Origin of the sequence: Citrobacter sp. Igbk 17, from assembly GCF_028069775.1 — a bacterium.
In the GTDB taxonomy this organism is placed as follows: Bacteria; Pseudomonadota; Gammaproteobacteria; order Enterobacterales; family Enterobacteriaceae; genus Citrobacter.
The window spans coordinates 1-463 of record NZ_JANEWI010000094.1 but is presented as its reverse complement, the minus strand read 5'-3'; the positions used below and the strand labels follow the sequence as shown (position 1 = coordinate 463).

Sequence of the window (463 nt, the reverse complement as noted above, 5' to 3'; positions counted from 1 at the left end):
CGTAAAACACCACCGTGTTGCGAAAATTTGAGAGACTCGAACACACCGCTTTTCATTTCTTATTACGGAGAAATGAAACAGTGTGTCGTTTCAATTTTCAGCTTGATCCAGATTTTTAAAGAGCAAATATCTCAAACAAGACTCGGAAGTCTGTTTTGAGATACTTCGGCCGGCGACTTTCACTCACACAAACCAGCAAGTGGCGTCCCCTAGGGGATTCGAACCCCTGTTACCGCCGTGAAAGGGCGGTGTCCTGGGCCTCTAGACGAAGGGGACGTGTAAGTCTCAATCGCAAGACGCCTTGCTATTTACTTTTCATCAGACAATCTGTGTGAGCACTACAAAGAACGTTTCTTTAAGGTAAGGAGGTGATCCAACCGCAGGTTCCCCTACGGTTACCTTGTTACGACTTCACCCCAGTCATGAATCACAAAGTGGTAAGCGCCCTCCCGAAGGTTAAGCT

The 463-nt window shown here is 47.1% G+C and carries 1 tRNA gene and 1 rRNA gene; both read right to left on the bottom strand.

Annotation, left to right across the window (positions count from 1 at the left end):
- Positions 1-200 precede the first annotated feature (200 nt).
- Positions 201-276 (bottom strand) — tRNA-Glu (locus tag NNO08_RS22930).
- Positions 277-361: 85 nt separating this feature from the next.
- Positions 362-463: ribosomal RNA gene (locus tag NNO08_RS22925) — 16S ribosomal RNA — on the bottom strand; the annotation flags it as partial.